19 protein-coding genes are annotated in these 25,401 nt (G+C 51.6%); 11 read left to right on the top strand and 8 right to left on the bottom strand.

All coding sequences use genetic code 11. The features are described from left to right. Positions 1-330: 330 nt before the first annotated feature. Positions 331-879 carry a hypothetical protein gene (locus tag EYC82_RS14315; protein ID WP_279250221.1) on the top strand — a complete coding sequence of 183 codons (549 nt, stop codon included), beginning with the start codon at positions 331-333 and terminating at the stop codon, positions 877-879. 318 nt (positions 880-1,197) lie between these two features. Here the strand turns inward: EYC82_RS14315 and EYC82_RS14310 are convergent, their stop codons facing one another. Further along, the gene (locus EYC82_RS14310; protein ID WP_279250220.1) at positions 1,198-2,067 is read right to left on the bottom strand and encodes a DMT family transporter; all 870 of its coding nucleotides are present in this window, start codon (positions 2,065-2,067) and stop codon (positions 1,198-1,200) included. 191 nt (positions 2,068-2,258) lie between these two features. Here EYC82_RS14310 and EYC82_RS14305 point away from each other — a divergent pair, with 191 nt between their 5' ends. The 6 genes from EYC82_RS14305 to EYC82_RS14280 all read left to right on the top strand — a co-directional run bounded on the left by EYC82_RS14305 (position 2,259) and on the right by EYC82_RS14280 (position 12,524). Continuing rightward, the gene (locus EYC82_RS14305) at positions 2,259-3,293 is read left to right on the top strand and encodes a CNNM domain-containing protein (RefSeq protein WP_279250219.1); all 1,035 of its coding nucleotides are present in this window, start codon (positions 2,259-2,261) and stop codon (positions 3,291-3,293) included. Between the two features lie 593 nt (positions 3,294-3,886). Next, positions 3,887-5,947 (top strand): putative bifunctional diguanylate cyclase/phosphodiesterase, encoded by a 2,061-nt coding sequence (locus EYC82_RS14300; RefSeq protein ID WP_279250218.1) that lies wholly within the window; start codon positions 3,887-3,889, stop codon positions 5,945-5,947. 396 nt (positions 5,948-6,343) lie between these two features. Then, complete coding sequence (locus tag EYC82_RS14295; protein ID WP_279250217.1) at positions 6,344-7,891, top strand: cation:proton antiporter family protein; 1,548 nt, start codon at positions 6,344-6,346, stop codon at positions 7,889-7,891. A 400-nt stretch (positions 7,892-8,291) separates the two neighbouring features. Next, the gene (locus EYC82_RS14290) at positions 8,292-9,056 is read left to right on the top strand and encodes a class II aldolase/adducin family protein (RefSeq protein WP_279250216.1); all 765 of its coding nucleotides are present in this window, start codon (positions 8,292-8,294) and stop codon (positions 9,054-9,056) included. A 184-nt stretch (positions 9,057-9,240) separates the two neighbouring features. Next, positions 9,241-11,472: a TonB-dependent receptor gene (locus EYC82_RS14285; RefSeq protein WP_279250215.1), complete on the top strand. Its 2,232-nt coding sequence runs from the start codon at positions 9,241-9,243 to the stop codon at positions 11,470-11,472. A 452-nt stretch (positions 11,473-11,924) separates the two neighbouring features. Then, on the top strand, positions 11,925-12,524 hold the full coding sequence (locus EYC82_RS14280; protein WP_279250214.1) for a hypothetical protein: 600 nt from the start codon (positions 11,925-11,927) through the stop codon (positions 12,522-12,524). Between the two features lie 6 nt (positions 12,525-12,530). Here the strand turns inward: EYC82_RS14280 and EYC82_RS14275 are convergent, their stop codons facing one another. Beyond that, entirely contained in the window at positions 12,531-13,724 is a 1,194-nt protein-coding gene (locus EYC82_RS14275) for a saccharopine dehydrogenase family protein (RefSeq protein ID WP_279250213.1), read from the bottom strand. 234 nt (positions 13,725-13,958) lie between these two features. Here EYC82_RS14275 and EYC82_RS14270 point away from each other — a divergent pair, with 234 nt between their 5' ends. Further along, positions 13,959-15,407 (top strand): PQQ-dependent sugar dehydrogenase, encoded by a 1,449-nt coding sequence (locus tag EYC82_RS14270; protein ID WP_279250212.1) that lies wholly within the window; start codon positions 13,959-13,961, stop codon positions 15,405-15,407. Between the two features lies 1 nt (position 15,408). Here the strand turns inward: EYC82_RS14270 and EYC82_RS14265 are convergent, their stop codons facing one another. Together EYC82_RS14265 and EYC82_RS14260 are read right to left on the bottom strand one after the other, a co-directional pair. Further along, complete coding sequence (locus tag EYC82_RS14265; RefSeq protein WP_279250211.1) at positions 15,409-17,337, bottom strand: NAD(P)-binding domain-containing protein; 1,929 nt, start codon at positions 17,335-17,337, stop codon at positions 15,409-15,411. Between the two features lie 56 nt (positions 17,338-17,393). Further along, entirely contained in the window at positions 17,394-17,864 is a 471-nt protein-coding gene (locus tag EYC82_RS14260; RefSeq protein WP_279250210.1) for a hypothetical protein, read from the bottom strand. A 176-nt stretch (positions 17,865-18,040) separates the two neighbouring features. Here EYC82_RS14260 and EYC82_RS14255 point away from each other — a divergent pair, with 176 nt between their 5' ends. Continuing rightward, positions 18,041-18,442, top strand: a complete 402-nt coding sequence (locus EYC82_RS14255; RefSeq protein WP_279250209.1) for a zf-TFIIB domain-containing protein — start codon at positions 18,041-18,043, stop codon at positions 18,440-18,442. A gap of 37 nt (positions 18,443-18,479) precedes the next feature. Here the strand turns inward: EYC82_RS14255 and EYC82_RS14250 are convergent, their stop codons facing one another. Beyond that, entirely contained in the window at positions 18,480-19,448 is a 969-nt protein-coding gene (locus EYC82_RS14250) for a potassium channel beta subunit family protein (RefSeq protein WP_279250208.1), read from the bottom strand. A gap of 375 nt (positions 19,449-19,823) precedes the next feature. Between EYC82_RS14250 and EYC82_RS14245 the strand changes: the two genes are divergently transcribed. After that, complete coding sequence (locus EYC82_RS14245) at positions 19,824-21,842, top strand: DUF3604 domain-containing protein (RefSeq protein ID WP_279250207.1); 2,019 nt, start codon at positions 19,824-19,826, stop codon at positions 21,840-21,842. A 58-nt stretch (positions 21,843-21,900) separates the two neighbouring features. Here EYC82_RS14245 and EYC82_RS14240 read toward each other — a convergent pair whose 3' ends face one another. After that, positions 21,901-22,425 (bottom strand): DUF4124 domain-containing protein, encoded by a 525-nt coding sequence (locus tag EYC82_RS14240; RefSeq protein ID WP_279250206.1) that lies wholly within the window; start codon positions 22,423-22,425, stop codon positions 21,901-21,903. 106 nt (positions 22,426-22,531) lie between these two features. Between EYC82_RS14240 and EYC82_RS14235 the strand changes: the two genes are divergently transcribed. Beyond that, positions 22,532-23,128 (top strand): nuclear transport factor 2 family protein, encoded by a 597-nt coding sequence (locus EYC82_RS14235; RefSeq protein WP_279250205.1) that lies wholly within the window; start codon positions 22,532-22,534, stop codon positions 23,126-23,128. Between the two features lie 11 nt (positions 23,129-23,139). Here the strand turns inward: EYC82_RS14235 and EYC82_RS14230 are convergent, their stop codons facing one another. Then, on the bottom strand, positions 23,140-23,670 hold the full coding sequence (locus EYC82_RS14230) for a retropepsin-like aspartic protease family protein (RefSeq protein WP_279250204.1): 531 nt from the start codon (positions 23,668-23,670) through the stop codon (positions 23,140-23,142). Between the two features lie 71 nt (positions 23,671-23,741). Next, a complete protein-coding gene (locus tag EYC82_RS14225) occupies positions 23,742-25,172 on the bottom strand; it encodes a coniferyl aldehyde dehydrogenase (RefSeq protein WP_279250203.1) in 1,431 nt (476 codons plus the stop codon). Between the last annotated feature and the right edge of the window lie 229 nt (positions 25,173-25,401).

Raw genomic sequence — 25,401 nt, 5'->3', positions numbered from 1 at the left:
TTCCGGACCTCGTGGCACACCGGGGTGTGGACAGCACGGGCGACATCGAATGGTGCGAGGCAGATTTGGGCGCGTCGGTAGCAAGCGCGGCAACGGTGCGGCAGCCCGCAGGTTTTATAAGCCGAACCTGCCAGAGCTGCGTATAGCTTTAGTATTGCTTGCGTCGCCACAGACGCAGTGAGTGCCAGCGGTTCTTGTTTCCCCGCGCCAAAATGGACATGTGGATATTAGAAATAATGTCACAAAACGCAAATATCGGTTCCGCTCCAAAAGGGGCGTCGCCGATCGATAGACAAACTGAAAGGATACGTAACGCAATGGGAAGAATTTATGCTGACAGCAAATAAACTGGAAAAAATCATCGAGCTTGAAGAAACTCTGCGATCGGAGTACCAAGAGAAGCTGGACGCGAGCGAGACCGCGTTGGAAAAATGTCAAAAAGAGCTCGCCGATGCGCGTGCGCACATGCAAGCGACGATTGACAAGCAGCTGCAAACGATTAGTGAGTTGTCTAAAAAAAGCGCTTCCAGTGAAAAGTTCGAGCAGCAAAATCGAGAACTGTTCAATCGCAGTGAAAATATGAAAGACGACGTTGCTAAACAAAAGCAGCGCATCAAGTCACTGCAAAGCGACCTTGCCAAAGAGCGGGAAGAGCTTAAAGTTCTCAAGCAGTTTGATCCGGCCAAGATGAAGAAGAACCTCGACGCCAGCAAAAAGAAATTGGCCGAAAAAACCAGTGCGAACGAGATACTGCAGAAAAACCTGAACAAGAATAAGTCGGAAAATCTCGAGCTCCAGCAAAAAGTGAAGGAACTGGAAAGCAAACTTGCGGAACTGGAACCAGACGACGGAGAAGAGAAAGAAGCCGAGGCGGCCTGATCAATCATTAGGGGCCTGGATTCTCTCCAAGCCCTCCCCCTTGCAGCCTGCGATCGATTTCTGCGGCATCAGTCTGGCAGTGCATCTTGGCAGCGCCGTCACGGCGTGGGCCACACTGCGGCTGCAGACCATTTTGATCAAACGAGAACTCCCACTGCCCGCGCAAGTGCAAATCGCATAGCATTCAACAGATATGTCCAAATGCCACCCCCCTTTTAGCCCGTTTTCAAATGCCTACCCAATGCAAGCCTTTTACTCTTGTGACGCGCGCACTTACGGATGAACCTGCCCGGAAAAAAACGATCGCAAAGACTAACGTCAGCGGCGCAGCATATTGAACAGTGCGCCCCCGATTATCAGGGTTCCGCCCAACCAGGTGGCCGTGTTTGGCAGATCACCAAAGACCAGCCATCCAAGAATGGCCGCAAAAATCACCTGGACATATGAATACGCCGATGCCTTTGCTGCCAGTTCAGTGCGCATAGCATGAGTCATACCCCACTGCCCCACCTGCGTAAAAACGCCCACCATTAGCAGCAACAGCAGCGCTTGCCCGTCTAACATAATGAAACTGTCACCGGGTAGCAGCAAAGAGACAGGCAGCGCGACCAGAGGGAAGTACATGATTATGACGGACGTATCCTCTTCGCGACTCAGTCGACGAACCAATACGTACGCCACAGAACTGCCCAGAGCGCCTAGCAGCGCTGCAAAAACACTAAAGCTGGGCAGCTGAGCCGAGCCTCCATTGAGCATCCCTGGCTGAACTATCAGGAGTAGTCCGAGGATACTCAAGCCAATACAGACAAGCGTGGCACCGTTAACCCGCTCACCAAGAAATATTAATGCCAAAAGCGCGGTAAAAACCGGATGTGTGTACTGGATCAGAGTGGATTCAGCAAGCGGTAGCGTGGTCACAGCATAGTAAAAGCAGACCAGCGCAAAGGTTCCAACAGCACCCCTGGCAAACAGCAGAACCCGGTTGTGCCCCCATGGCGAGAGACCTTTGCGGTGGACGTCCGCATAACTGATAGCCAGCGATACCAGCGCCCTTGCCGCGACGATTTCCATCAATGGTATACCGCGAGCCGACGCAAGCTTCACGCAGGCAGACATCAGAGAAAAACCCAGCGCAGACAACATCATGAAGCGCACCCCAACAGGAATGACACTATTGTCTGAAAGCATAAGATTTCTCCGCGGGCCATAATGAGTAGGGGAAATGCCCTGAAATACAGCGCCATGGCCCTCGCTGGGCATTGTAACGGCTGAGTGACCTCTACCGCTACAAAGCCATTAGGGATTCAAAAAGTTGTCTGTTTTAGAGTGGTTGTGCCCTTATACTATTCCATTGATTAACTCATGGAGCCTAAATCACTATGACGCTTCTCGTCATATATCTTTTTATTGCAATCGGCGTGTCTTTTCTCTGCTCAGTTCTGGAAGCGGTTCTCCTGTCTGTTACCCACGGATTTGTCGAGAGCCAAACCGAGCATCGTCCGCGACGCGCGGCGGCACTCAAGGACGTCAAAGATAATCTCGACGAATCACTGTCGAGCATACTGATCCTCAACACGTTTGCTCATACCATGGGTGCAGCAGGAGTAGGCGCCCAGGCAACCTATGTCTTTGGCGCACGCTGGGAAACTCTCATTGCTTTTTTATTGACGCTGGCGATTCTGTATTTTTCAGAGATTATTCCAAAAACACTGGGCGCGAAATTTTGGAAAGAACTCGCTCTTCCGGCAGCGCCGGTTATAAAGTGGCTGGTCAGGCTGCTTTTCCCGCTGGTATGGATATCAGCGCGCTTGACCAGCCTGTTCTCGCGAGACGGCGACTCGGGATTCGTAAGTCGAGAAGAGCTTTCGGCACTGGCCAAACTCGGTGCTCGACACGGCGCCCTTGGTCCACAAGAAGGTGCGCTGCTGGAAAATCTGCTGCAAATGAGGCAATACCGTACCGGTGAGATCCTCACTCCACGCACCGTAGTCTGCGCTGTTAACGTTTCACTCTCGGTAGGTGAGGTACTGGCGGAACTTAGCAATGTTTCCTTCACTCGACTTCCGGTATACCGGACTAACCTCGACTCTATCCTAGGTTTGGCTTTACGCCCAGAGCTACACGAAGTTGAACGCGCCGGCGGCAAAGACACACCTCTAGAGGAGCACATAGTGCCAATTCACAGAGTATCCGAGGAGCTCCCCGTATTAAGACTTCTAGATCTCTTTATCAAACGCCGAGAGCACATGTTTTTGGTAGAAGACGAATACGGTCAGACCGCGGGCATCGTGACACTGGAAGACGCTGTGGAGACGCTTCTGGGGCGAGAAATCATGGACGAGAGCGATACTGTAGAAGACATGCAGGAATTGGCCCGCAAAAAATATCGCGGTAGACTGCGCCAGTCAAAGTAAATGCCGCTTGAAGACGGCCTGAACCCAATTATCCCTATGTCTGCTGCTAACCCTTTCAGTCAATCCATGCCTGAAACACAGGGAGTGTGAACCGCATCACATCGTAGGTAATCTCCCCAAAATACAGGCTGTGATCAAATCGTTGATCCAACAAAGCCAGAAAATAGAGACTTTCACAGGCAGCTCATCACTGAAAGCTCCTGTAACCAGTCAGGCATACAGAATACGAGAATACCCTGGTCCTCCTGCGCGTCAAATCTGGTTAGTCATCAGAAACACTCGTATATTCGCTCAATATAACCCCTGGGCGGTCCAGGCTATTGCGACAGCGTCGTGAAACCGTGCGGAAATACCGCGTCATAGCGCTCATAAGCTAACTCAGAAAGCGACCTCCGGTGGCACTAACCGGCAACGACAACTGCCCCGGCAGACATTACTGTTTTTTAGTCATACCGGAGTCAAAATAGGAAATATGGCCGTTTCGATCAGGATGCATTTGTCCTACTCTTGGAACGCTAAATACACGTGTAGGCGGGAACCCCTTGACGGCTTCCAATCTTCAACGCCAAGCACTCGCGACATGAGAGGAAAATTTGCCTGATACCCTGGAACAAAACCAGACGATATACCCGGCAAAAATGTCCGCTTTGCGTCAGCTGGGCGTCCGCCTGATCGATCGCGGCATACCGACGGATATTCAAGTCGGCGACCCAGACGACTTACGACGCGCAAGAATCATTCTATCGTTTACGCTCATACTGATAATCCTCGCTTTGGTGACTGGCTTTTATATCACGTGGATTTTACCTGAGTCAGAAAGGCCCAAAATACTCATCTCGCTCACCATAGCAGCAATGGCAACTTTTACCATTCCGCTTATCTTCAAGTACTTTTTTTCTCTGGCACTGGCAGCTAACCTGGTTCTCGTTGCCGGTTTCGTCGTTACGCTTGTTATTTATACGCTTAGCGGCGGCATCACGGGGCCACTACTGCACTGGTGTGCTTTGTTCCCAGTAATGGCTGCCCTGATGGGATGTCGCCGGTCTGCCTGGCTGTGGGCAGGCATCAGCGTTACCACCATAGTTTTTTTTGCTATGGCCGATGCTGCCGGATTTAAGTTTGTCGACGCTATCGAGTTTTCACAGTTAGAAGGCCCTGAGCTCTGGCTGCAACGCTTCATCAATGTGTTTTCCTGGACGATGATTCTTCTGGCTGCTGTTCTTCTATTTGAGGATCACAAGAATCTGCAGACGTCGCAATTAGCGGCGAAAAATATAGAGCTGCGCACGCAGATTGAGCAGCGCTTCCAGGCAGAGCAACGCAGCCAGTATCTTGCTCACTACGATCAGCTTACCGGTCTCCCAAACCGCCGACTTTTTCTAGAGCAATTAAGCGCGGCCATCGACCAGGCTCCCCGAATAAATCGGACCATCGCACTGTTATTTTTGGATCTCGATCGTTTCAAAGAAGTGAACGATACGCATGGGCATGACCAAGGTGACCAGCTCTTGAAACAAGTTGCTGAGCGACTACACAGTTGCGTTAGATTGTCGGACCGCGTATCGCACGGCAGCGTTTCAGGACTGGGAAACATAGCCAGACTCGGCGGCGATGAGTTCACGATAATGCTGATGGGCATTCGAAAACATCGTGATGCGGCGGTCGTTGCACAGCGCATATTAGACTCTCTCAACCGCCCGTTTATCGTGGACGGTCTTGAGGTCTTGATCGGAACCAGCATAGGCATCTCGGTACTTTCAGAGGAAAATCGGGGCGCAGAAGATCTTGTCCGAAATGCTGATCTGGCGATGTATAAGGCTAAAAGTGCCGGCAAACATAATTTCAAATTCCACGAAGAATCCATGAATACGGATATCGTACTGCGAAACACCATGACAGACGCGTTACGCAGCGCATTGGATGCAAATGAGCTAAAACTTCACTATCAACCCATAATCGATACAAAGACACATGTGATTACTGGCGTGGAGGGTCTTGTCCGTTGGATGCCCGAAGGACGGGAGCCAGTGCCAACAGAGACATTGATACAGATCGCGGAGGAAAGCGGGTTAATCATCCAGCTCGGTGAGTGGGTGATCAATGAGGCCTGTCGTCAGTTCCGAGACTGGCAAGGCATACGCATCAATCCGCCGAGAATAGCGATAAACGTTTCAACAGAGCAGTTCAAACGAGTAGACGTTGCAGAATTGGTTGCGGCTTCGCTGAAAAAGCATAATTTGGAGGCCAAGCATTTAGAGATCGAAATCACCGAGGGTGCAATGATGGCGGATGAAAGCCGGACCTTACTTGCCCTGGAGAAACTCTGCGCGATGGGTGTCAGTATCTCATTGGACGATTTTGGCACCGGATTTTCATCGTTAAGCTATGTAAACCGATTTCCTATAGACACATTGAAAGTAGACCGGTCTTTCATTTCATGTGTAGAGTACGAAAAGGGTAGCAGGGCCATTGCAACAGCTGTCATCGCATTGGCTCACCAGCTGAATCTCAAAGTCGTTGGCGAAGGCGTCGAAAATGGTGCACAGGAAAAGTTCCTTTTTGACAATGACTGCCACGAAATGCAGGGCTATTTTTATAGCAAGCCACTATCCCCTGAAGAAATCTCGAGCATTCTTGTTCGCGGTAAATTGTGAATCGGAGCTATCAACGTGACAGCTAGAACGATACACCGCCCACTCATTCCTCTAACCAACACAATGATGCTGTGCGGCAGGGGTAGCTCTCCAGCATAATCGTTTGTAGCAAACTGCCGCGAGCCGCGGTATTTACGGACCGCGACTGAAGCGGCTTGCCGGGTGAGCTGTAAAGTACGGCGTGGCTCCCTCAAGTGATTGCAAAGATAGCTTGAGAGAACGTGACTCTTATCGATCGTCCATTGATAAACATTCAAGTTAAACCATAGGCCAATGGAGAGTAATTTTAGTCCAGCCGTCGGATAGCTGATAATTGCTGGGAAAGCTCACTTATCCTGCAGTTTCCCGTGCTGCTTAATTAGTGGAGGCTTTAGCCGCAACCGCTATAATAGCTGAATGTTTGATCCACTCATTATTGCAATCGCACTTGCGTGCGGTCTGATCAGTCGAGCAGTGGGCCTACCCGCACTGATCGGATACCTCGCCGCCGGTTTTGTTCTCAACAAATTTCATATTCAGGCGGGAACACTTCTGGAGTCACTTGCCAATATTGGCATTACGCTATTGCTGTTTACGATTGGCCTTAAACTTCAGCCGCGCGAACTGTTGAAACCAAAAATATGGGGTACCAGCCTCGCACATATGGTGGTTATGCAGTCTTTCTTCTTGGGAATTCTGCTCATAGCAGGGTTTATGATTCCAGGAATTAACCTGGATTTCACAGGTGCACTCATCGTCGCTTTCGCCCTAACATTTTCAAGCACGATATTTGTTATTCAGGTTTTGCAAGACAAGGGAGAGATGTCCTCTAAACACGCATCACACGCTATTGGCATTCTTTTAATACAGGACGTGGCGGCCGTTCTGTTCCTTGTTGCTTCAAAAGGAGCCCTTCCAAAGCCCGAGGCTATCTTGCTTCTATTTCTTTTCCCTCTGCGGGGCGTCATCCAGCAGTTATTGGGGCGCGCAGGCCATGGAGAACTGCTCACGCTGTTTGGTTTTGCACTGGCTTTGGGGGGAGCCCACTTATTCGAGCTAGTTGGAGTTAAAGGTGACCTCGGAGCTTTGTTCCTTGGTGCATTGCTCGCAGGTACGCAGAAAAGCAAGGAACTTTCCCGCCGGTTGATCCAATTCAAGGATTTATTCCTGGTATGCTTTTTCCTAAGTATTGGTCTGGCGGGTTGGCCGACGGAGGGGATGCTGCTGGTCGCGATCATCCTGGGTCTACTGGTCGTTATCAAGCCTGTTGTCTATTTCCCACTGATGACACTGCTACATACACCGCCCCGCACCGCTCTACTCTGCGCCAGTGCAATGGGCAATTATAGCGAATTTGGGCTCGTGGTAATCGTTTTGGCAGGCAAGGCTGGCTGGATTGATATGCAGTGGGGAAGCGCTATTTCTGTTGCAATTGCAGTGAGTTTTATATTCTCTTCATCGCTTAACCTGCGGGCCCACAGCCTTTATCGCCGCTACCACTCATTCTGGCTTAATTTTGAGTCTTCGAAAGTCACAGAGGATACTCCTGATACTGAAGGAGCGAGGATTATAGTATTGGGTATGGGCAATATTGGAACAGGCGCATTCGACACTATTGCAGAAAAACACGGTCGTGCCGTACTCGGCGTCGACATCAACGCGCAGAAGCTTCAGGAGCATAGCCGAGTTCATCGCAGGGTCGTTAGCGCAGACGCCAGTGATCCAGACTTCTGGTACCGGGTTAATCTAGCAGAAATTGACCTGGTTTTGATTGCGCTCACTCATCATGAAGAAAACATGCTGGTGGCCAATATGGTGAGAGAACTGGGTTACGACGGAAAAATTGCAGCCGTAGTTCGTTTTAATGAGGAAGCAAAGGAGCTGGAAGCTAATGGTTTTTCTGCGTTTAATCTTTATGAGCATGCCGGAGCAGGTTTCGCCAGCCATGCTGCTCAGCGGCTATGACTTTTATCTGTTGCTACACAAATGGAGTGTGTCTGGCAGGCAGTTTCATTCAGGATAGATTGGCTGCACTATACTGCAGTGCCGCTAATCGTCCACCGATCGATAAGGCTGAGTTGGAGCCCGAATAGTACCTTTCATCGCGATCGCTATTAATGGACCAGCCGATGGTATCTCACAAGGGCAGCCAACGACGATCACTGACCAGCGGACTACGTGCGCCTGATCTCCGAGTGCGCGAGTGCGGAGCGATAAATCCGCATGTTAATGTATTTTTCTTTGGCAGGCTGTCACTGTGTCAAGTGATTTAGCTTAAATAGCGGGCGGTCGTATTGCGCACTGCCGGCAGGCGGCCTAACATTGTTTCCCATCTAATTTGATAGAAGCAGAGCAGGTGACACTCATGGAAACAGATCCCCCCAAGGCATTCGAGGGGTACGCACCGAAAACTGGTCGTTTCGCTCTCACGCCAGAGCTTTCTCCAGAACAGGAGCTAGCCATTCTGTGTCACGCACTTTTTGCCGAAGGTTACGATGATCATATTGCAGGCCATATTTCCTATAGGCAGGACGATGGCACATTCCTAATCAACCCATGGGAACTCGCCTGGGATGAAATTACGGCATCCGACATCATTCGAATTGACGTGGAAGGTAATGTGATTGCAGGAGACTGGAATGTCACGCCAGCAAATTTACTTCATCGGGCAATTCATGAAGTGCGCTCTGATGCAAATATCATCATACACAACCATCCGCGCTACGCTAGCATCTGGTCTATGCGACAGGAGGTACCAAAGACATTTGACCAAACCGGTGCCAATATTAACGGTGATATCAAACTATACAATGAGTATGCCGGCGCCCTGCACCAAACTGAGCAATGCGCAAAAGCGGCTGCTGAGCTGGGTGACGCCAAGTGGGCACTACTCGCTAACCATGGCGTGCTTGTTACTGGTCGCGATATACGTCAAGCCCATGTTCGGGCTGTCACGCTGGAGTGGCGCTGCAAACAGGCGTGGATGGTGGAAGCCATAGGGGGAGGCGTGCCGATGCCTGAGGAGCACGTGGAAAATCTCGGGGGCATGATTGATGAATTTGGCCTCCCCTTCATGTGGGAGGCCATGGTGAGACGCGTTCTGCGCAAGTATCCCGAGGTACTGCAGTGATCTTTCACGATCATTATCAGCAAACGGCCATGTGACAATTCCCATGTCACCGACCGCTGCAGGGGTTTTTTATCGCGACGCGTGGCGTTGGTAAAATAGAGGTGGCATTGACACCGCTTGCCACTTATCATCTTTATGGACCTACTGCAGATCAGCAAATATATCGAATAAAAGCGGAGGCGCCATGTACAAGCCAATAGCTGGGCTAATCGTTGCGACTATTCTCGTTGAGCCTAACAGTGCTCTAGCTCAACAACAGGTCCTGGAAGAAGTGTTTGTTTCCGCCCGTAAAGTTGAGGAAACCAGCCAAACTGTTCCTATTTCGATGAGTGTATTAACCGAAGAAAAAATACAAAGCATCAATGCTTTTGACTTTACTGACATCGACCGCATCGTTCCGAGCCTACAACTGGGCGCAAACAGTCCAGCGTCCGCGACACTCAAGATTCGCAATGTCGGTCCTGACTTTTTCGCTCTCGCGTTTCCCGCCGCTGTCGCCGTATACGTTGATGGTGTTCCACAAGCACAGCCCGGCAGCGTATTTTCAACGATGCTTGATATTCAGCGCATCGAGGTTCTGAATGGTCCTCAGGGTACCCTCTACGGGAAAAACGCACCCGCAGGGCTTATTTCAATTTACACCAACAACCCAACGATGAACGAATTCGGGGGCTATATCACCAGCAGCTACAGCTCATGGGATACCTCCAATAACATGGCGGCCCTGAATATACCGTTGGTAGAGGACCAGCTCGCGTTTCGCCTAGCCGGCATGTATGCAAGATCGGATGGCTACATGGACAACGCCGTTCCGGGTGTCAATGAAGCTAATGGCAAGGATCACAAGGGTTTCCGTGCCAAGCTGCTATGGCAACCAACGAATAACATGGACTTCCTGCTAAGTTACTACCACGCAAACCTCACCACAGATGACAATGGCCAAAGCTATCAAGGGCCGGTTCCGGATGAAAGAGGCCTCAGTGATTACACCTCGCAGTATGACGACTACAAAGTCTATAAGGGGATACCCAGCTTCTCCGATACTAAAGTGGATGACATCAATTTCAACTGGCAATGGGCTCTCGATGACTTACAAATCACGTTGTTGGGCCAGTATCAGGACCTCGACATTTTTCAACAACAGGATAATAGCAATTGGCGGGTGGTACCGGGGCCTGAAGTCACGCGGGATTATCTAGAGTTCGATCCTGTTGCCTACTCCTTCGAATTTCAAGCAGCCGGGAACATCGGCGACGATATCGACTACCTGTTTGGTACTATCTATTCCAAAGATGATACCAAGACCGTCAATTTCATCCAGAATATTAACGTAGATGGCACGGCAGAAACTGAAGCAACCGGCATCTATACTAACTGGACGTACCGTTTCAACGACAAATGGGACAGCAGCCTGGGAGCCCGTTACAGCAACGTAGACTACAAAGCTACCGTATTTGGATTTATTCCGGGGCTAGGTGAACTGAATACTAATTACGATCAAAATTATTCAGACCCGTCCTACAGCTTCAAAGTTCGTCACTACCCACTCCCTGACGTGCTTCTCTACGGTGCCATCGATACGGCATTCCGCTCTGGAGGCCTTAACGTGCTTGCGCCTTTAGCAGGTCAGCTGTCTGAAATTTTTCCTCAACCTCCGGTATCAGGCAACCTGTTGACTATTGCCAACGACTACCTTGAGTTTGGCCAGGAGGATTCTATTGCTTACGAGATCGGCATGAAAAGCACGTTCCTCGAGCAGCGCTTACGCTGGAATGTTGCGCTCTTTTACCAGAACTACAATGATCACCAGTACCGCACTAGCCCAAGTGATAGTGCGGTGACGACAGTCCTTTCGGGCCCACTTTCTAATCTCGCGGTCAACGTAGAGGATCTCGATGTCTACGGGTTTGAAACGGAGATCGACTATCTGATCAATGACAACTGGTCCATGTTTGCCACTGCCGCTTATTCCAAACCAGAAATTCAGGAATACACCAAGCGCATGTGCGAAGAGGGAGAAGCCACACCGGGAACACTTGTGTGTCCTGGTAAAAAAGGTCAGCAACTCAATGATGAACCGGTGTTACACGCACTGTCTCAGCTTCGTTACACACAACCGATACCGGGAACCAGTTGGAATTTTTCGGGACAGGTCACGGCGGAGTATTACGACAAGCCAAACCAGACGGTCAATACGCCAAATGTTGAGGATGTTCTCATTTTCGATATGACACTGGGCATCGAAGAAAATTCGGGCGTATGGTCTGCGAAAATCTGGAGCAAAAACTTGTTGGATAAAACCATCATATTGGAAGAGAGCGTAGAAGAAAACATTATTACCGGCGACTTAATCGGCTACTCTTCATATCCACAAGCGCCTCGCTCATTTGGCATCACTGTCAATTACAGGTTCTGATGTTGCCTAATGCTCTGAGCCTGCGACGGGCACCGTTGCGCTGCAAGGCGTGCAACCGCTAATGCAGCAGGGGTTCATTTTTCTGACTGTAATAATTATTACGTATTGAAGCCCGTATGCGGAACAGCCATTCTATTCTCGCTGTGCGGCTCAAGCAGGATACACGCATAGCTCTCTTTGCCCTGGCCTCATCCAGTCTATTTTGGGGAACTCTTCCCGGCACTAGTGGCCATGGCTGCGTTTTCTCTTCGTCGTCCAGCCTCTGGGCCGTTGCACCATATTGTCTGGGGTTACTTTGCTTAATAAGGAGCGGTGTTTCAATATTTTCCCAACCTTAGATTGCGGTGGCATTTTTCACATCAAATCAGTACTCTCGACTCCATAGTGACCGATGTGCCAACTTACGCTCAGGTGTGCGCTTATACCTGTGACAACTTTTGAGGAATCAAACTATGCTCAAGATCAAACTTTTTAAGCCTCTGTCCGTCGTAGCCCTGACACTCTCCGTTTACATGGTGACCACACCCGCACTGGCGCAGAGGACGGGTGATAGCGCACGCGTTACCGTGGGAACGGTAGAGAGCGCAGCCCCCGTGCAGCTCCAATCCAATTCAGGAAGAAATGCGTTGCTTGGAGGTGCCGTCGGTTGGGCACTAGCTCGCAACAAGTCCAGTGGTACCCAGGCAGCTGCAGCACTCGGAGGCGCCGCACTCGGCGGCGGTGGCACCGCGGCATCAGAAGGGAAGAATACAGCCATGCAGTATACAATCCGCACCAGCGCGGGTTCTGCTATTCAAGTCATCACTGACCAGACAGAAATTCGCATCGGTGACTGCGTGCTAGTAGAGGAGTCGGGCAACAATACCAATGTACGCCGCAAAGACCCGGCGATGTGCAGATCTAATTCGAATCAAGTCATGTCACAGGTGCAGGGTGAATTACAAGATGATGCCGACCAGTGTCATCAAGCCAAGCAGCGACTCTTTAACGCAAAGACGCCCGACGAGGTAGAGGTCGCTCGTCAGGTTATGGAAATCCTGTGTAACGACTAATACTTCCTACATAGGCGAACGACTAACACCAGGCACTTCTAACACCAGGTCTGCACCGTAGACTTTGCCTGGTGTTTGAAATCCCGGAGACCATTCACCCTCCAGCACACGCTTCGCGATAAGCAGAGTGCTGTGGAATGTCAGTAGGTAGGCCTCAGGGGTTATAAGCTCTGCTGTGGCTTCTTCGCCAGACTCGTTACGCACGGTTGAGGTAATTCGAGTTTGTCGCTGTTCCTGCGCATTGGGGGGCGGGCCTTCCGGCAGGTAACTGTCGATCAACCAAGCCAGTACGCGCCGGCCAAAATCAGACTGCGCCAATCTCGGAAGCCAGCCTGGTATCTCGCCGGCTTGTAGCTGAAATACCTCGATATTGGGTATACCGGTGCTAACGTAGCTAGTCATCATGTCGGCCCAGGGAATCTGTATCAGCGTCTGATCGCGGCCATCCTCTTTCCGGTGAATTACCTTGGGCGTCATCGGGACCATTTTTCCGCCCCTACGCTCCAGCAGCGGCCTGCCGAGCATCTCCAGAGCAGATTTCATCGTGCCGCGACTCGCCTGTGCTCCTTCGACATCTTTGTAGCTACTATCCAGAATCACCTGAAGGTGCGACGGTTTGTCTATCTGTTGCGCCACAAAAACGTTTAGGCAATCCGTGGGAACTACGTCATAGCCCACCGCGGGCATCACCATAATGTTGGCCCGCCTGAACTCTTCGTCACGATCCAGCTGCGCCTGAATTACATGATTTTCACCCGTCAGATCCACATAGTGCGTGCCCGCCTCGACTACCGCATCCAACATCGGCTTTGCCGTATACGTGTAAGGTCCCGCAATATGTAACACAATCTCAAAATGGCTTAACACTTTGACCAGGTTATCGTGATTATTCTCCAGGCTTAGCACAACGTAATCGAAACCCAGTTCTTCGGCCAAGGGGCGAAGCTTGCTCTCATTGCGACCGGCCAGCACCGGCGTTATTTCATAGTCCTCTGCCAGGCGGCTAATGCCCTGGCCGGTGAAGCCATAGGCTCCATAGATCAGCACCTGCCCCTCTCTATCAGCAGGCAATGCCTCCAGCTGCGCATCCGATAACGGCGCGGGCGGTGAAACCGGGACAGGATCTGGCAGAGTCACCACATACAGTCCTATTCCTGCACCAAGTATGGCAACCGCTACCACCGCAAGGATATAGCGCATAACGTTCTCCAGAATTATTACTATTTTTCGTCAAGACTGAACCATACACAGATTATCTGCCGGCTGATATATGTTCCATCCAAACAGCTCAAGGCTGGAAATTTCCACGCTAGGCAGCTATCCCCGTTAGGTTTATGCTTACGCTTCCTGTCGACTAGCACTGAGAAAAACCTGAAAAAACGTATCGTCATTCTGTCCACGCTCAGCGCTCTGATCCTGGCAGCCTACCTGCTTGTGCGCTATGTCGAACCTATAGACCCTTTTATCGCCAACTATGAAAAACATTGCAGCGACTGTCATGGCGCGAATCTCGCTGGCAGTTTGCCCCTCGGCCCGGCGCTTCTCAATACACCGCTAGCGCATGGTGATTCCGTGGCAGCTCTGAGCAAGAGCATCGCACACGGATTTCCGGAAAAGGGCATGCCGGCATATATTGATGTGCTGTCACCAGAGGAGATAAGAGGGCTCGCGATCTATATTGCGGAACGCAGAGTGGACAGGCTTTTCACTGATTTCAGGATTGATGCGCCCATAGCGATACCAGGGGGCACTGTCGCGAGTCAGGAGCACGATTTTCGCCTGGAACTGGTCACTGACAAACTCGACCCTCTACCGTTTTCTATCCAGCCCCTTCCGGATGGACGAATACTGGTCACAGAAAAAATGAAAGGGCTGCGCATCGTTGATAAACAAGGGAATATCTCGGAACTCATTCCCGGTACTCCGGAGGTGTTCGATGATGCCATTGAAGCTGTACTGGTCTGGGGGCATGGCTGGCTGCTGGACATAGCATTGCATCCTGACTACGAGGAAAACGGGTGGATATACCTTCACCACACGGAGCGATGCAAGGATTGCTGGCTCATAGCGCGCAGCTTCAACCGGGTGGTGCGCGGCCGAATCAAAGATAATCAGTGGGTCGATGAGGAAGAAATCTGGTACCCCGGACCAGCGTACTACTCTTTCGTCCCTGACGTTGCAGCAGGTGGAAGACTGGCCTTTGACAACGAGGGGTTTCTCTATATCAGCGTCGGGGTGAAGGGCAGCAGTAACTTCGATGGCGTACAGGACCTAACCAAACCCTGGGGTAAGATACACCGAGTCCACGACGACGGACGTATTCCTGGAGATAATCCGTTCATCGGCCAGAACGACACCTATCCAACTATCTGGACGTTCGGGCACCGCAGTCCCCAGGGGCTCGAATTCAACGCAGCCACGAACACCATCTGGTCGACCGAGATGGGTCCCCGAGGCGGTGATGAACTCAACCTGTTGAAACCCGGCCGAAATTACGGCTGGCCGCTAGTTTCGCTTGGCCTAAACTATGACGGCTCGCCCATCGAATATGCCGACTGGCTGGATATCGCATTTGATCTCCATGACATCGAGCAGCCGGTCGTTGACCTGACGCCCGCTCCAGCTGTATCCAGTTTTATCTTTTATCAGGGGGACATGTTCCCGCGCTGGAGAAGCAATGCTCTCGTTGGCTCGCTAAAAGGGTCAACGCTATACCGCATAATCATCGGTGAGGCTGGCGAATACGTGAGTTCCGAGACACTCTTGAGCCAGTTGGCGCGCATCCGCGACATTGAGGTCGGGGCCGATGGCAATATTTACCTGCTCCTCGAGCACGCAGATGGAGGCCAGATACTTCGCATGACGCCCACATCAGAAATCTAACTCAGACGATGTGAAAATCTCCCGGATCCGGAGTACGAGTCTGCTGCCACCACTCCCAATGGGTGCCGGGCCAATTCTGCGAAACACGTCCTTCCGCATTTTTATACCAGCTATCAACATGCTCCGAGCCCCAGGCGCATTCGCGACTACGCGTATCAATCAAGACATTATAATCTCGGCATCTATCTTCCCTTACCTCTAATGCCTTCACGCCATTTTCAAATTGAAACTTTAAGCAGCCCATGATGTAACGCATTTCACATTCACTGCCAAAAATAATACTGCTGCCAGTGACAATATTCGTGTTGGGGCCGTAGAGACAGTAAAAATTTGGAAACCCCGGTACCGTTATACCCAGGTAAGCCTGCGGATTACCTTTCCACGTATCATGCAGTTCCCTGCCGTCACGACCAGTCATTTTTATGGGCTGAAGAAAATGGTCGGCCTTAAATCCGGTCGCGTAAATCACTACGTCAAAATTATGGAGCGCGCCGTCTTCGGTTCTTATTCCCTCCGCCTCAATTGCCAGAATCGGCTGGCTTTGCAGTGTCACATGGGGCTTTTTCAGCGTGTCTATCCACTGCCCATCATCCAGCACTGGACGTTTTCCACCGGGAGGATAATCAGGAATCAGTGCCGCCGCGAGAGCCTCGTCACCCCCCGCCTGCTCTCGTATAGATTCAACTAACGCGTCGCGCAGGGCAGCATTGTCGGCGCTCACTGAATGGGAATGACCGTTCCAATTTTTTTGCGTAAAGAAAAAGGGCAACAAACCATCAACACCGCGAGAACGAAAAAGGTAAAACCGATACCACCGTGCATAGAAGGGAATATTGCGAAAACACCATAATTCCGCCTCTGTCATCGTCAAATGGTATTCCTCCGCAGGCAACAACCACGGAGCACTGCGCTGAAAAACCTGCAGTTTCGCTGTCTTGTCAGCGATTTCCGGGACGAACTGCACGGCACTACATCCCGTCCCTATAACCGCTACCCGTTTTCCACTGAGATCACTGCCGTGATTCCAACGCGCAGAATGAAAGGCTATTCCGGCAAAACTATCTCTCCCGGGAATATCTGGAAAAGCCGGTAAATTTAACTGCCCGCAGGCACTGACTATGCTGTCGTATCGGCTTGTAGACTTTTTACCCTCGCTGTTCCGTGAACAGACCTCCCACTCAGCGGTTTTCTCGTGCCACAGTGCCGATAGGACCTCCGTTTCCAATTGAATATCATCGCGCAGGCCAAACTCCTCTACCACCCGCAAGAAGTAATCAAGCAATTCAGGCTGTCCGGAAAAGTGACCCGGCCACTGGCTCTCAGGCGCAAAAATATAGTTATATAAATGATTAGCAGAGTCCACCTGACAGCCCGGATAGGTGTTCAAAAACCAGGTGCCGCCAATCTCCGGGTTCTTATCAACGACATCGAAAGGTATGCCGGCTTCCTTTAGCCGCACAGCCGCCAGAATACCCGACATACCTGAACCAATGACAAGGACACGGTACTCTTGCGGCACTGATCCAGCTTCGATATTTAGTCTGCGACGATCTTCTCCGTAAAGATTGAGCTCCTCCGACATCATTGCCATCTGCTCAGCCGGTATCTTCTCGCCCGTAATAAAGTGCATCGCTTCCTCAACGCTAGCGTCACTGAGCTTTTCTGGATCGGGGCAAGACGCATTCCTATATGCCTGCAACCGATCAAAAGCCAATGCCCGCGCGGTGACACGCTCTTCCTCACTGAGGCCATCCTCTTCCTCAGCAAGCTGAACAACACGCGGCGTAATGCCCGCGCGAAACTGTCGACTTGAACCATCTAGATGTGAAAGCGAGGCGAGCAGCGCCGGCACATTTGTCTGCGACAGCGCTATACGCAGTTGCTTGTCAGACACGTCCTTGAGAGAGAGGCTCCAATCCATGTTGGTCATCTGCTGTAAACCTCCGCTAACATTATATTCCACCTATATTAAAGCACTGATCCGGATTACAGGATCACAGGTCTGGATGACGCCACCGGTAAAGCACGGCCCATAGCATTTTCCACGTCGACCCAGCCCTCCCAGCGCACTGACCCGGACAAACCGCGCATCATGTTAAGCAACGCCTTGCACCGGGCATAACAACGTAAAAATAACTCCACCCGAAGCCTGTCCTCCTGGCTCATCGCATGATCGCTGCAAATCAGCTTGTCCTCATAAATCCCACGCTCAGAAATACCGACAGCCGCACGCACGGGTACATGAACACGAGCCCCCCGCATAAGCCGAGGCCCCAAAACTAGAGCATCCAGATAATCGCTATCACCACCGATATATGCACGCACTGAACCATAGTTATAGAGGCAAGGGAGCGGTGAAAGAAAATCCAACGTTTCGTTACTACCGCGCTTAAGGCAGCTACCCCGCGGAATCTCAATTTCTACCTCTACGATAAGCGGCAATTCTGCTGAGGACATAGGTGAGGTCAAGCTCCGAGCTGTTTAATAAATAATGAGGCGGCGCCTTACGACACTATACGATGATATTAGCTGCATACAGCCCCACTTTTTCTTCTATACTGGGGTATTAATAGATGAAAAAAACGCGTCGCGAGTGCTCCTAAGATAACGGAAACTGCCTGTGGCATACGATCATGAAATTCAGCCCTGACATTCACAGCTTGTGTTGCCCCAAATGCCGTGACGGTATGGAACCCCTATCCCACGAGGGTGTTACCATAGATCGGTGCACGGGATGCGAGGGCCTGTGGTTTGATGGTAACGAGGCCGACCATCTGAAAAGCCTGCCCGGGTCTGAAGCTTTGGACAGCGGCAGTGCGCGCAAGGGCAGACGCTACAATGAGCACGACGCGATCAACTGCCCCCACTGTGCAAGGCAGATGGAGAGAACCGCGGACTGGAAGCAAACTCATATCTGGTTCGAAATATGTCGGGAGCACGGCGTTTTCATGGATGCCGGTGAATTCACCGACCTGAAGCACGAAACCCTATCAGATAAACTGCGCAGTTTTCTCAAGGGCCACCGACCCGCCTGACGACGCATGTGATACAAAACTCTCGACAATCTCCTGATTAGATATCTGCGAGTGCTGACCTAACACTTTCGTCAATATTCGGCAGAACCTCCAGTGACGCCAGGTTTTCCTGGAGTTGAGCTACGCTCGACGCGCCCAGAATCACTGTCGATACTTTTTCATTGAGTAGGCACCATGCAATGGCCAACCGCGAGGGAGTGGTACCCATTTCTGCAGCAATAGGTAAAAATCTTTTTACTCGCTGCATTCGCTCCTGCCCACGGTCGGAATCTACCATGTGCTCACGCAACCACTCATAACCTTTCAGTGAAGCCCGGGACCCTTCTGGGACGCCATCGAGATATTTTCCGGTGAGGGCGCCAGACGCAAGGGGCGACCAGATGGTTGTCCCCATTCCGTACTTTTCAAACACTGGTGCATATTCCTGCTCTAACCGTTCTCGCTCAAGCAAGTTGTACTGTGGCTGCTCCATGGTTGGGGGGGTGAGGTGGTGTTTATCTGCAAATTCATATGCCTTGATAATATCTTGAGCAGACCACTCCGAAGTACCCCAGTATAAGACCTTGCCCTGTGTGATTAAATTGTGCATCGCCCAGACAGTTTCTCCGATTGGCGTATCCGGATCCGGTCTGTGGCAAAAGTACATATCGAGATAGTCCACCTGCAAACGCTGCAGAGCCTGGTGGCAGGCTTCGGTAACATGCTTTCGACTCAACCCGATCTGTGTTGGCGCCGGGCTCCCTGTCGCGCCAAAAAACACTTTCGAAGAAACGCAGTAGCTGTCTCGGGGACGACCCAGCGACTTTAACGCTTTGCCCATCACAACTTCGGATTCACCCGCTTCATACCCCTCTGCGTTATCGAAAAAGTTGATGCCTGCATCCAGGCATATACCAAACATTTTTTCTGCCATTCCGGTATCTAACTGACGATGAAATGTTACCCACGATCCAAATGATAACTCTGAAATTTTGAGCCCTGAATTTCCTAGTTTCCGATATTCCACAGCAATGCCTCTCGCTTTGTTCGACCTCCGAGGGTAATGCTTTTATCGGACGCCCGCCACCCGAGAGATGCTGCGAAAACTTACAAACCTTGATAAGTTCTCTTGTCGTGATACACAGTTCAACACCGCATTCCCGAAAAGATGATTTATCACAGTCAATCCGGGCGACTATCAATGCACTAGCGACACCGTAATCACTGTTCACTACATTGTGGTTCGTCTGGTGTTCAGCGCTTGACCTGCACACTATCGCTTGCGACAGTATGTAGCCTGGTATTTGATCCCTTGGCGGGGTTAGTTGCTAAACAATGCAGAATCGTTGATACGCACGTAAGGGCACTTTTCACTCCTTTTCGTCTATGGGATACAGCAATTTTGAAAAAATTTCTTCTTGTCACATTGCTTCTTTTTTTACTTGGGGTAGCTGTGCTGTGGCAATCGATCGGAAGCGATATTTACGCTCTTTATAAAGGCACCTCCACGACCACAGCCCTTGCTGACTACAAATTGCAGGACGACAGTAAAGTAATGCTGCCGCAACCCTTGCCACTTGTAGAACAGGCCTACAACCCACTAAAAAACGTATACTGGGGCGATCTTCACGTACACACAACAGAGAGCTTCGATGCCGTTTTATTTGGAACAACGCTCGATATAGCAGATGCGTATCGCTTCGCGGCGGGTGAAAGTCTGCAAAGCGCTGGCGGTGAGACAATGCAATTGTCTCGCCCTATGGATTTCGTAGCGATTACTGATCATGCAGAAAGCTTTGGCACTCGTACCCGCTGCACTGAGTCAAACCTTTCCTGGAGAGAGAAGTTTCACTGCAGCCTGATGGGCACGCCCAACATCGTGACTTTCCTTGCTGTACAGGCCGTAGCAGGCGAAAGTAGCGAAAAAGCTGCCTCCGACGGGGCACCGGGCGTCTACCAGAATCAGGTTCGTCCTCGGCCGTCATTGAGAAGCTGGCCAATTTGCGCAGGGGATGAGGGCGACCCTGATCGTTGCTATCGCGATAGTACCCGCGACTGGACCCGTTACAAGCAACTGGCCGATAAGCACTATCAGCCCGGTATTCTGACCACGTTTTCGGCCTATGAATATTCGCCCCCATTGACAGATGCAGGTAAGCACCACAGGAATGTGATATTCAACGGCACGGACTTGCCCGAGCACGCGGCTTCCTACCTGGATCAGGGCTCGGCTATCGACCTGTGGAGCGCACTTGAAGAGAGCTGCACCGGGCAATGCGACTTCCTGACAATTCCACACAATATGAATAAAAGCTGGGGATTGGTCTACAGTCCTCATACCTGGGATGGAAAGACCTACGATGAGCAAGCCTGGCGCCTGCGCAGCCGGCGAGAGCCGTTGGCTGAAATGTATCAAGTGAAAGGTTCTTCTGAATGCGCACTAGGTGTCGGCGCGGCCGACGAAGAATGTGGATTCGGCCAGGTACTGCCGCCCTGCGAGCAAGGGCAGGTAAGCGGCTGCGCTTTCACGACCAGTTTCGCGCGCCAAGGACTAAAAATTGGCCTGCAGCTGCAACAGGAACTAGGCTTTAACCCTCTGGCATTTGGCATGATCGGGGCCACCGATACGCACAATGCAAGCCCAGGAGATGCAGAAGAGTGGGATTTCGTGGGTAAAGTCGCCGCGGCCTCCTCGCCTGCCGCCAGACGTATGAAGGAATGGCCCGACCGCCGTCCTTTTGAATCCATGCTGCAGTTCCATACTTCAGGTGGGCTTGCAGCAGTATGGGCGGAGGAAAATAACCGCGACTCTATCTTTCAAGCGCTGCAGCGCCGCGAGGTTTATGCTACGTCCGGCCCCCGTATCACATTACGCTTTTTCGCGGGTTGGGGCTTTGATAGCGGTATAGCCGCAGAACCCGAGGCCATCGCACTTGCGACCGCCGGAGGCGTTCCTATGGGTGGCGTACTTGAAACAAACGGCGAGCCGGACAGCCCCATCTTCTTTGTGTGGGCAGGCGCAGATCTTATGAGTGCACCGCTGCAGCGCTTACAAATGATTAAGGGCTGGGTAGATAGTGATGGAAAGACCCACGAGGTTGTCACGGATATTGCCTGCGCTGGCGGTCTACCGGTCAGTCCGGACACCCACCGGTGCGCAAATAACGATGCAACAGTAAACACTGTCGACTGCTCACTTTTGGGAGAAAGTGGGGCGCCCCAACTAGCCACGACCTGGAAGGATCCTGACTATCAATCGGCACAAAGCGCTTTTTATTACGTGCGAGCACTACAAAATCCGACCTGCCGCTGGTCAACGTATGACGCATTGAGGCTTGGCATTGAGCCGCCGTCGCACGTGCCCGCTACGATCAGGGAGCGCGCCTGGTCGTCTCCAATATGGCTGGTTCCGAAAAATTGATCTCGGCTCGCGACAACATTTCACACCCCACTCTAGTATCCCACAGAGCCTCAGCTGCCTAGCAACCTGCCTTAGCATGCTGCTGCTTCAGCGTCGCGACGATTTCTTTCTGGCGTGATGAAGTAACAGATTTGCCGTCTTCTTCTACGGTGTAGTAAAACGTTCTGACGCCACCTACCTGCCTTGTAGTGGTTAATTGGGTAATGCGTTCGTCAAGTTCATTGCACACTGCGTCTTTTCTCGCACGGCGAGCTTCTTTTGCCACGCGGCGCTCTTCTGCATCTTCTTGCCTGAGCATTTCGGTTTTACGCCGCAGCGTGGCTTGTTCAAGATCAAACGCTGCCTGCTCGCTGTCAGTTTGGGTCGCAGGCCGGTAGCTCTCTATCACCTCAACGGGCTCTGCGCTCTCTGCCTTATCGGCTTCCCTGGGTTTGTCTCCGAAATGCGTATTGCCTTTATTGTCTACCCACTTATAAACTTGCGCGAGCGTCTGCGGGGAATAAAACACAAGGTTCAGGATAATCACCATCAGTATATTGCCCAATGAATGCCTGATATCGCCCTCCTGTCTAATAGTTTTCACGAAAAGAGTAGGCTCCATAATGTGGGCAGATACCTGTCGCCGCAAGCCGCTTTCCACTCGTGGTGCATGCACTGTACACTGCATCGCAGATGCGAAGAGACTCACAATGAAACAGCCTTACACTATCGCAGCACTTCTGGTTATTTTACTTCTTGCACAACTGGCTCAGGCCGACGACTCCCCTGGACCTGTACTGGATGCCCTCCACCAAGCAGGAGAAGCGAGTGACCATCACGCTTTCCTAGAACTGATGACAGAGGATGGATCAGTCCTCGGCTTGAGTAGCGACAGCCGCTGGAACGCGCCCGCTCTCACAAACAAACTCACGACATACTTCGCCGCGGGCGGCACCTGGCCTCAGCCAGGCAGTAGCCGCCAGATCACACTATCCCCTGAGGGAGAGATGGCGTGGTTCAGCGAGTCCCTAAAGGGCACAGGAGGCAATACTGGCGTCGGTTCCGGCGTTCTCGTCAGGACTGCCTCTGGCTGGCTGGTAGCGCAATACCATATCTCCTACTCAGCCGTGCCGGGAGTATTGGACTCCACTGCGCCTGCTGCAGTTATGGTCGATAGCTTCGCCCAAGAAACAGGCCCGGTTGTGAACCCGGCGCCAGCATCACTCGAGACAGGCACGGCCAACTCGCCTGCCAAAAAGAACTGTCGAAAAATGCGTCACAAGACCAATCGTTCATCCAGCTGCTGATACAAAAGGTTCTACTGCCGCAGAATGAGTGTGTCGCCACGTTGGGTGAATTCAATATGCTTAAGGAAGGACATCCCGAGCAGTATCTCCTCCGTTAGCAGCCCCGGGGTGATGCCAGCCTGCACATCATACAAGCGAATAGGACCAACACTGACGCTATCCAGTTTTGCAGCATAACTGGTGCCTATCCCATTAGCGGTCTGGGTGCTAAACGCTCTACCCTTTTTAAGCCCCAGCCGGCCCGCTAACGCCTCAGAGATCGCAACACCCGTCGCTCCGGTATCCAACATAAACGTTACGGCCTTTCCATTGATTTTACCTGTGGTCACGTAGTGCCCAAAGCGATTGCGCTGCAAGACAACTTCCTGGGCTCCGCCCTCTCCCTGTCGCACCTCAATGGACTGATTGGGGTTGTACTGCTCATCCAGCATATTCCCAAAGTAGGCAACACCCAGACCGAGCAAGACGATCCATGCCAGTACCTGCATAGTTGTACCCATGCGTTTTTGTTCTTCAATAGGATTGTCGTTGTCTTTGCGCACTGGCTATTAACCCGCACTTGCTTTTTCGGCATGCTGAATTGGCCGCTGATGACAGCGAAGACGACGGCAGATCATTTCCTTATCTGGCCTGCGAGCAACTTATCAATCTTTTCAGCGTTATAGGGGGGATTGGTGCCGGCAAGCTTGGGTAAGTTAACCCACCCCTGCGAGTAAATACTGCGCGCATGACTGAATGTTTTGAAACCCTCTCGGCCCTGATAGTTTCCAATACCACTGTTGCCGACACCGCCAAAAGGAAGATCAATATTAGAAACATGCATCAGCACATCATTAATCGTCACGCCGCCGGAACGCGTACGCTCTAGTACATACCTTTCCTCATCCGCATCCGTACCAAAGTAGTAAAGGCCGAGCGGGTGGGGGCGGTCTGCAATAAAGTTAATGCAATCATCGAGCTCGGTATAAGTCTTTAAGACCAGGACAGGGCCGAATATCTCATCCTGCATACACTTGAGATCATCATGGGGGTTTACGATAATTTGCAGCGGAATGCGCTGCTCCGATGCATTATAGGCGTCTGGCGCAAGCGGCTCTATTCGAACACCCGCCCCTCTCGCTTCTTCAATGTAGCCAGATAGTCTCTGATAGTGCCGCTCGTTAATGACCGCCACGTAATCCACGTTTCCCGCGACCGTTGGGAACAATGACAGAAATGTTTTCCTAGCCGAGTCGACAAACAACTCAAGCGCGGATTCCGGTACAAAAACATAGTCTGGCGACAGGCAAGCCTGGCCTGCATTCATTGTTTTTCCCGAAATGATTGCTTCCGCCGCCTTCGCGACATCGGCACCCTCACTAATGATAGTAGGCGACTTCCCACCAAGCTCGAGTGTCACGGGTGTCAGGTTCTGCGCAGCGGCCTGCATCACGGCTTTCCCGATGCTGGTGGCGCCAGTGAAGATAATATGATCCAGGTCAAGGGCACTAAAGGCAGCGCCGGCTTCGGGCCCGCCATTGACCACCGCAATTTCTTCGTCACTGAAATATCTACTAAACAACTCACCTACCAGAGCAGCCGTTTTCGGATTGTACTCAGAGGGTTTTATCATTGCTCGGTTCCCTGCCGCGAGTGCGTTGGACAAGGGATGAAAAATCATGGCTAGTGGAAAATTCCAGGGCGACATAATGCCGATCACGCCGAGCGGGTGGTACTCAATCCGGGCCCGGCCACCAAACAAGCCCATAGGAAACATTGCTCGCCGTTTTTCTGGCTTCATCCATTTCTCAACGTGCTTGATCGCATGCTTGAGGTGATTGATCGGCATAAGTATCTCAGACATCTTACTGAGATAGGGGGAACGGCCATTGAAATCCTCGTCCAAAGCACGCGCGAGATCATCCTGATTTTCCACCAGCAGATCGATACACCTCCGCAGCCGCGCAATGCGCGTGGCGGCATCGGCAACTCCCTCTGATCGCTCAGCATCTCGCAATCGCTTGAGCTGTGACTGCATGTTGTCCGGAATAACGACTGAATCCATAGTAAAGCCTCTGGCAGATACGTTGGCGCGTAAAACGCCGGTCAGAAAAACCAACGATCAGTGTAGACCCCTGGCAATGGCTTATCCAGCGCACAAACAAACCGTACCTTCCAACGACTATGAGGCCCGGCAGTTCCCGCACTCGAGTGGATAAGCGTAGGTGAGTAGCGGAAGAAGTCACTCAAAAGGTGACAAAAGACATGCTGGCTATACGCGCGGCACAGGGGGC

This window comes from Candidatus Marimicrobium litorale, assembly GCF_026262645.1.
Taxonomy (GTDB): domain Bacteria; phylum Pseudomonadota; class Gammaproteobacteria; order Pseudomonadales; family Halieaceae; genus Marimicrobium; species Marimicrobium litorale.
The sequence above is the reverse complement of the archived record's forward strand: the minus strand, read 5'-3'. Positions and strand labels throughout refer to the sequence as shown.